An 894-nucleotide genomic window follows, 5' to 3' on the forward strand; every position below is an offset into this window, starting at 1 on the left:
GCCAACGCGGGTCCCAGGCGCGCAGGCGGCAGATAGCCAAAGCCCAGCCGGAATACGCGGTTGCTTTCCCCAAACCATGCTCCGGACGCCAGTTGCAAGTCATGAGCTGGCAGCAGGTCCCAGAAGCGCGAGACGGCAGCCACGTCGAATCCCTCGGACCGCAAGCGCACGCAGCACAGCGCACCGGCGTCGGGCCGGACCCACTCGACGCGTTCGCGCGCGCTCTCGCACCAGTGCGCCAGTTCCTGGAGAGCGCCGGCGAGCAACCGGCGTCGCGGCGCGAGCACCCCTTCCCTGTGACGCAGGAGCACGGTGGCGAGCGTCTCGTCGAGCACCGAACCCGAGATCACGGTGTTCATCTTCGCGACGGTCAGACGCGCCCGAAGATCGGCGTCCGCCACCGTGAGCCAGCCGGTCCGCAAGCCCGGCGCGCCGAGCGCCTTCGATACCGACGCGCCGGTGACGATGCGCGCGTCGAGCGCCGCGAAACTGTCGGCCACTGCATCGTCGCCATACGCGGCTTCGCGATAGGTCTCGTCGACGAAAAGTATCGCTTCGGGGGCCCGCCTTTCCATCAAGACGAGGAGCTTCTCGATGTCGGCACGGGACGTCTGGACGCCGGCTGGATTTTGTGGCGAAGCGATGCTGACGAGCTTCGTGTTCGACGACAGGCTTGCGTCGATCCGGTCCAGGTCCAGCCGATAGCCATCCTCGAACGACAGCTTGATCTCGCGGACATTGACGCCGGCGCCGAGAAGGCAGTCACGGCTTGGCGGAAAGCAGGGTGTCGCGAGGACGGCCTCGTCACCGGACCGGCAGACCTCGAAAGCAAGAAGAAAGAGCCCGAGCGCGGTGCCTTGTGTCGTGATGACGTGCTCGGCTGGAACGCCGCAG

Annotated in this window: 1 protein-coding gene; it reads right to left on the reverse strand. The window is 66.9% G+C overall.

Translation table 11 applies throughout. The annotated features are described in order from the left end of the window. Nucleotides 1–894, reverse strand: an 894-nt coding sequence (locus AWB68_RS45495) for a pyridoxal phosphate-dependent aminotransferase (RefSeq protein WP_087650510.1), incomplete at both ends; no start/stop codon positions are given.

Source organism: Caballeronia choica, assembly GCF_001544535.1.
Classification (GTDB): domain Bacteria; phylum Pseudomonadota; class Gammaproteobacteria; order Burkholderiales; family Burkholderiaceae; genus Caballeronia; species Caballeronia choica.